Here is a 6,494-nt window from a genome sequence, read left to right on the forward strand (position 1 = left end):
GCCCTCACCCTCGGCGAGGCCGTGGATACCACCGGGGCTGGGGACGCCTGCGTGGGCGCGCTGGCGGCCGCGATGGCCCTCGGCAAGCCCTTCGTCGAGGCCGTGGCCGACGGAATCCGGGCCGGATCGACGGCGGTCCTCGCGCCGGGGGCCGCGCCCTCGTACACGTCACTCCCCCGCGTCACACGCTCCCGACTCCCCCGTTTGCTCCCGGAGTGAACGCCCCAGCGTGAGCAGGCACACCCCCGTAGACTAGGGGCATGCTCAGGATCGCCCTTGTCGTCGCAATGCTCGCCGTCACCATCTACGCGGCCGCGGACTGGCACCGCACGCCCGAAGACGAGATGCCCGGCAAGATCGCCAAGCCCATCTGGCTCATGATCATTCTCTTCACCGCGACGATCGCCGCCATCGGCCCCATCGCCTGGCTCGTCCTGCGCTGGGTGTCCCGCGCGGAAAAGGCTCAGCAGAAGCAGGCCGAGGCCCCGAAGCGCCCCTCCGCGCCCGACGACGACCCGGAATTCCTGTTCCGCCTCGAGCGCGACATTCAGCGCAAGCGCCGCGAGGAAGAGCGCCTCGAGCAGGAACGCCGCAAGCGCTCCGAGGATGAGGGGACCGACCCCACCGAGGCCTCGGGCGACGAGGCGAACTAAGGGAAGGCGTCGCCGCCCACAACAATCACGTCAGCGGCGCAGATCCGCCTGCGAGTCCCCCGGCGTCATATCCTTCGCAATCGCGACGAGATCCGCCGCAGGCTCCGCATACGACGTTCCCACGAGCGTCGCGCCCGAGAAAATGAACGACGTGATCGACGCGAGCGCGCAGTGACGTGACTTCGGCGCGTGGGCGAGCGGCTGACCGTTCACGAAGCGCGTCAGCGTCACGATCGGGTTCTGGTGCGACACGACGAGAGCCTCGTGCCCACGGGCCGCCCGCAGGGCCGAGGAGAGGGCAGCGCTCATGCGCGACGCAATATCTCGGTACGGCTCACCCCACGAGGGACGCAGCGGGTTGCAGTAGTACTTGTAGTACTTCGGGTTTGCCAACATCGCGCGATTCGAGTTCACCGGCATGCCCTCGAACACGTTATCGGACTCGATCAGACGCGGGTCCGACTCAATCGTCAACCCGTACGCCGCCGCCGTCGGCGCCGCCGTCAGCTGCGCGCGCAGCAGCGGCGAAGAAATCACGCGCGTAATATCCGCACCCGAATCCACCAGATACTCCGCAGCACGGGCAGCCATCGAATGCCCCAGCTCCGTCAGCCCAAAACCGGGCAGACGCCCGTACAAAACACCGTTCGGATTGTCCACTTCGCCGTGGCGCATAACGTGAATAATGGTGCGTTCCATGACACCCAAGTATAGGGCCCCGGATACACGAGAGGCCCGACCAAATGGCCGGGCCTCCGCTCGCTCACTTCTTGTTGCGACGCTGGTGACGCGTCTTGCGCAGGAGCTTGCGGTGCTTCTTCTTCGCCATGCGCTTGCGGCGCTTCTTGATGACGGAGCCCATGGGGTTCCTCCCTCGTAGTGTGTGCGGCAGAGGTACTACCGCTGATGGATGATGGGTGCCCGAGCCGGGCACATCGTGCCTATACTACCCGCCAATGACGCGAGCCTGGTCACCAGAGTGATCCGCCATACCGGCCTGGATCATCTGGGCGACCGCGGCCTCCGGGACTCGGAAGCTCTTTCCGACGCGAATCGCGGGCATTTCGCCACTGTGAATCAAGCGGTACACAGTCATCTTAGAGACGCGCATGATGTCCGCCACTTCCGTGACAGTCATAAAGCGCGGCGCCGACTGCTGTTCCATTAATGACTCCCAGATATGCTCGCGAGGCGCGCTAAACCCGATTCGTTCACCGCTTACGTAGCCTCACGAAATATACTACTGCCCAACCACATGGAAACTGCAACTTTGTCCACTTTTGTTGCAGAGTCGTTAAGGAGCATCGATGGCACCGGCACGCAAGGGTCGTCAGCAGCGAGGGAAGACACCTCGCTTACGTCCCGAACCCGGCGCAACACGCTCCCTGGTGCGCGGACGAGCCACGGCCTCGTCCCCCGCGATCTCAGAGGAAACCCTCAGCCCCCAACCCTCCCCCGTCGTCCGCCGCGTTCCCGGAGGCCCCCAGAACCCACACGGCGAGGTGCCCACCACAGCCGTACAGCGCGTACGCGCCTGGCTGTCCAAGCAGGCACGCTACTCACCCGCACGCCTCGCACTCGGCACCTTCGCGCTCATCATCGGCGTCATCACGGCACTCCTGATGTTGCCAATCTCCTCTTCGTCGGACACGCCCGCCCCCTTCGTCGACGTTCTGTTCACCGCCGTGTCCGCCGTGTGCGTCACCGGCCTGACCACCGTGGACACCGCGACCTACTGGTCCCCCTTTGGCCAAGCCGTCATCGCAGTCGGCATCGTCGTCGGCGGCCTGGGCGTCATGACGCTGGCATCGATCCTCGGCTTCGCCGTCTCCCGCCACCTCGGCCTCACCCAGCGCATGCTTGCCACGCAGGAAACCGGAACGGGCGCCATGGGCCAGATCTCCACGCTCCTCAAAGCAGTCATCGCCACGTCGCTGACCATGCAGGCCTTCCTGGCCGCCATGTTCCTGCCCCGATTCCTCGCCATGGGCTTCGACCCCGCGCACGCCCTGTGGGACGCCGTGTTCATGGCGATCTCCGTCTTCAACAATGCCGGTTTCGTCATTCTTCCGGACGGGCTCGCACCCCACGTCACCGACTGGTGGATGCTGGTCCCCATCATCTTGGGCACGACCGTGGGCGCCATCGGCTTCCCCGTCATCATGGATGTCGCGAAGAACTTGCGTACTCCCCGCCGCTGGCGTCTCCACACGAAGCTGACGCTGTCCACCTACCTGATCCTGGCTTTCGTCGGAGCCCTCGCGCTGGCCCTCACCGAATGGCACAACCCGACAACACTCGGCGCGATCGATACGCCATCAAAGATCCTCAACGCCATGCTCGCCGGCGTGAACTCCCGTTCTTCTGGCCTGTCCGCCCTCGACGTGGGCGCCATGCGTTCGCAGACCCACTTCGTTCAGGACATCCTCATGATGATCGGCGGCGGCTCCGCGTCGACCGCGGGCGGCGTCAAGGTCACAACCTTTGCTGTCCTCGTCCTGGCCGTCATCGCGGAGGCGCGAGGCGACCGCGACATCGAGACCTTCGGCCGCCGCATCCCCACCTCCGCAATCCGCCTGTCGGTTGCCGTGTCCTTGCTGGGCCTGGCACTTGTCGCCGTCTCCGTTGTCCTGCTCCTGTCGATGACGGACTACACGCTCGACATCATCCTGTTTGAGACCGTGTCCGCGTTTGCGACCGTCGGCCTCTCCACGGGCATCACCCCCATTCTGCCCACCGGCGCCAAATACGTGCTCATCTTCCTCATGTTCGCGGGCCGCACAGGCTCCATGACCGTGGCCGCAGCACTGGCCCTGCGCCAGCGCTCCCGCGTCATCCGCATGCCCGAAGAACAGCCCATCATCGGCTAATTGCTGGCGCCTGGCACCGTCGCGGCTGCGGGCTTTGTTGTGGCGCGGTGCCGTGGCCAGCACACACCTTTCCCGCCCAACCGGTACAAAACTCGGCCAGCAAGGCACCCAACAACGGCCCACCAGTTTCAACCACGGCACAAACTAACCAGTACCCGGCACTGAAGGCACCATTACTGCGCCCACTCCTCCAAATTGAAGGTCTATCGCGCTAACGAGGGCAACACCGTGTGCGCCATCGTCGCATTATCCACAGCACCCTATGTCTGACAAGGACACAACTTCACCGGCTCAGCTGTCTTCTTCCCTCGCGCTAACGCTAGGCAGCGACACAGGCGCCGACCACCCGCATAGTGCATGACTCTGGTCGAGGGGCAACCCCTCATTGAAAGAAAAATCGCCCACACTCACCCCAACTCACACCTATGTGAAAGAAAAACCACCCACATTCGCCCCAACTCACACCTATGTGAAAGAAAAACCGCCCATGCAGCGAGAAAACGGAGCAAAATGAGTCATTTTCAGCTCATGTGGGCGAAAAATATTTCATTTTCCTGTCGGCACCTCGATATCCTGCGGAGCAGGGGCGATCAAAATTTCATTCCCCGTCTCGACACCGTTTCACGACACACATCCTTTCGGAACAACCCGCTTGGCAAGACCAGGAAACCCAATGACGCACGGAACATAAGCGAGTTTTCCACAGACACCAAAACCAACTCAGTTATCCACAGGCATGATTCGCAGGCTTGCGCCGTGAAGGATGCACCATCGACAGTGGAACCAGCGAAGCAACGACGGTTTCCAGCTGGAGGTCCTGACATGACACCTGATCGCATTGCGTCTGTACGATCTGCCCTTCTCATGGTTGATGAGAACAACACCGCTGTCTGCCTCCACAGAAGGCATAAGACCGGTGACATTCTGCGCATTACGGCAGGCGTTTATATCGAAGCAGAGGCGTTTGCAGACCTGAACCCGCGCGACTGCCAAGCACTCGTATTCGCTGCACGCCTGTGTGCGCTGAGTGTGCGCCACCCGTCCTACACATTGAGCGGACCAGCCATTGCATCTCTGCTCGGTCTACCGGGCACGGGCAGCCTCGAGAAGCTCGTCATCTACGTCCCTTCCCGAAGTTGTTCGCGTCTCGTTCATTTCCCTGAAATTGTCATTGATGACAATATCCGCATCCCCTCCGCGTGTATTCGCACGTGCCGTCCAAGCCATCCCATTCCCTCCATCGAATACTTGGGCTTCCGCATCGCGACACCGGCACGCGTTCTCGTTGATTGCGCACGCCTATTGAGCGACAAGCGTGGATTCCCCATCGCCTGCGCAGGTTTAGCCAGGGCATGCCAGTTTGATCGTTTCCACCAGGAAGCATCGCGAAACCGCGAGGATGAGGCACGGAGGAAGTTTCACCAGGCCTTGGATGACACTCCCCGTAACGCCAGAGGACGCGGGCACGCCCGATGGATCATCGACCATGCTGATCCTGGATGCGAGTCTCCCGGCGAGGCCCTGGTCCTCCTCGCTTTGCTGCGCGCGGGCATCAATGGGTTAGCGACACAGGCAGAAGTCCGCATTGACGGCCGCACGTACTTCATCGATATCGCACTGCCCGACCTGAAGATCGCCATCGAGTTCGATGGGCGCATCAAGTACGGGGAGACCGTCGATCAAGTCCACGACAGCATTGAGGCCGAGCAGCGTCGCCAAAGGGATCTCGAACGCGCGGGCTGGAAAGTGATTCGGGTTCGTTGGTCGGACCTGAAACTCGTCGACGAGATCGTCGCCCAGGTTCTGGTCGCCATCCGCGCGAAGGTAGGACGTTAACAACCGAGCCGCGATGTTTCACGCGTGTTTCACGCGCACCGACCAGATACCGACACCGGTACCGCGACGAACCTTGCAGAGACAGCCTCCTCGAAAACGCCTTCCACCATCTTCTCGCGCGTCAGGCAATGCATCCGTGCCACACCCTTGCGCTCCACGAGCTGCACGGAGGCGCCGTCACGCTAGCCAGCACTTCCAGGCACGGACACCGCAAACACCACTGCGTTCACGGCCGCAGCGTTCGCGTTGGGGGCGTGCGCAGGGAAGAATGGGGGCATGGCAGATGAACGCGAGTCGAAGGAACTCCAGTCGGGAACACTCGTCATCGGGCTGGGCCGTTTCGGCTCCGCAGTCGCGGTGACGCAAGACCAGCTGGGGTACGAGATTTTGGCCGTCGAAAAGAACCCTGCACGCGTGCAGGCGTTCGCCGGTCGTTTCCCCCTCGTCGAGGCCGACGCGACCTCCAAGGATGCCCTCGAACAGCTGGGCGCGCGCGAGTTCCGCAGCGCCGTCGTCGGCGTGGGTTCCTCGCTGGAGGCGGCGGTGCTCATCACCGCAAACCTCGTCGACATGGGCATTTCCTCGATCTGGGTGAAGGCGACGTCCTCCCAGCACGGCCGCATTCTGCGCCGCGTGGGCGCCCACCACGTCGTCTACCCCGACCTGGACGCCGGCAAGCGCACGGCGCACCTGGTGGGTGGCCGCATGGTCGACTACATCGAGATGGAGAAGGACGGCTTCTCCATTATGAAGCTGCGCCCCCCGCAGGAGGTGCGCGGCTTCTCCCTCGAAGAGCTCGACCTGCGCGGCCGTTACGGCGTGAACGTGCTGGCGATCCGCCGTCCCAAGCAGCGCTTTGAGTACGCGGACTCGTCGACGCGCATTAACGCCGACGACGAGATTATCGTATCGGGCGACTCGCACCTGCTGGAGTACTTCGCGAACCGTCCGTAGTACTTCGTCGAGGCCCGGAGTGCGACGCCGGATGCGTGTTGCAGCGCCCTAGGCCAATGCTTCAGGATTTCGACGAGGACGGGGCAGGTATGCGCGCACGCTGGACCACGGCCGATGGAGGCCAGCATCGACAAGGAAGCCCGCAGCAGACGAAGCGTCAACCCGACGCAGATGCATGACC

General features: G+C 63.0%; 8 protein-coding genes. 5 read left to right on the forward strand and 3 right to left on the reverse strand.

The features are described from left to right. Together HMPREF1137_RS09775 and HMPREF1137_RS05500 are read left to right on the forward strand one after the other, a co-directional pair. On the forward strand, positions 1–219 hold a 219-nt coding region (locus tag HMPREF1137_RS09775), incomplete at its 5' end, for a PfkB family carbohydrate kinase (protein ID WP_007589804.1). 41 nt (positions 220–260) lie between these two features. After that, complete coding sequence (locus HMPREF1137_RS05500) at positions 261–653, forward strand: hypothetical protein (protein ID WP_007589809.1); 393 nt, start codon at positions 261–263, stop codon at positions 651–653. 30 nt (positions 654–683) lie between these two features. On the opposite strand, the gene HMPREF1137_RS05505 is transcribed toward HMPREF1137_RS05500, so the two are convergent. From HMPREF1137_RS05505 to HMPREF1137_RS05510, 3 genes are all read right to left on the reverse strand, one after another. Next, positions 684–1,352, reverse strand: coding sequence for a histidine phosphatase family protein (locus HMPREF1137_RS05505; RefSeq protein ID WP_007589805.1), 669 nt, complete (start codon positions 1,350–1,352; stop codon positions 684–686). Positions 1,353–1,416: 64 nt separating this feature from the next. Next, positions 1,417–1,515, reverse strand: coding sequence for a 30S ribosomal protein bS22 (locus tag HMPREF1137_RS10000; protein WP_003792170.1), 99 nt, complete (start codon positions 1,513–1,515; stop codon positions 1,417–1,419). Between the two features lie 84 nt (positions 1,516–1,599). Next, positions 1,600–1,818: a helix-turn-helix domain-containing protein gene (locus tag HMPREF1137_RS05510; RefSeq protein WP_003792089.1), complete on the reverse strand. Its 219-nt coding sequence runs from the start codon at positions 1,816–1,818 to the stop codon at positions 1,600–1,602. 142 nt (positions 1,819–1,960) lie between these two features. On the opposite strand from HMPREF1137_RS05510, the gene HMPREF1137_RS05515 reads away from it, so the two are divergent. The 3 genes from HMPREF1137_RS05515 to HMPREF1137_RS05525 all read left to right on the forward strand — a co-directional run bounded on the left by HMPREF1137_RS05515 (position 1,961) and on the right by HMPREF1137_RS05525 (position 6,313). After that, positions 1,961–3,523: a TrkH family potassium uptake protein gene (locus HMPREF1137_RS05515; RefSeq protein ID WP_007589806.1), complete on the forward strand. Its 1,563-nt coding sequence runs from the start codon at positions 1,961–1,963 to the stop codon at positions 3,521–3,523. A gap of 864 nt (positions 3,524–4,387) precedes the next feature. Next, complete coding sequence (locus HMPREF1137_RS10510) at positions 4,388–5,359, forward strand: hypothetical protein (RefSeq protein ID WP_231284030.1); 972 nt, start codon at positions 4,388–4,390, stop codon at positions 5,357–5,359. A gap of 276 nt (positions 5,360–5,635) precedes the next feature. Continuing rightward, positions 5,636–6,313, forward strand: coding sequence for a potassium channel family protein (locus tag HMPREF1137_RS05525; protein WP_003792081.1), 678 nt, complete (start codon positions 5,636–5,638; stop codon positions 6,311–6,313). Positions 6,314–6,494 lie beyond the last annotated feature (181 nt).

Origin of the sequence: Actinomyces sp. ICM39 (genome assembly GCF_000282935.1) — a bacterium.
GTDB lineage: Bacteria > Actinomycetota > Actinomycetes > Actinomycetales > Actinomycetaceae > Pauljensenia > Pauljensenia odontolytica_B.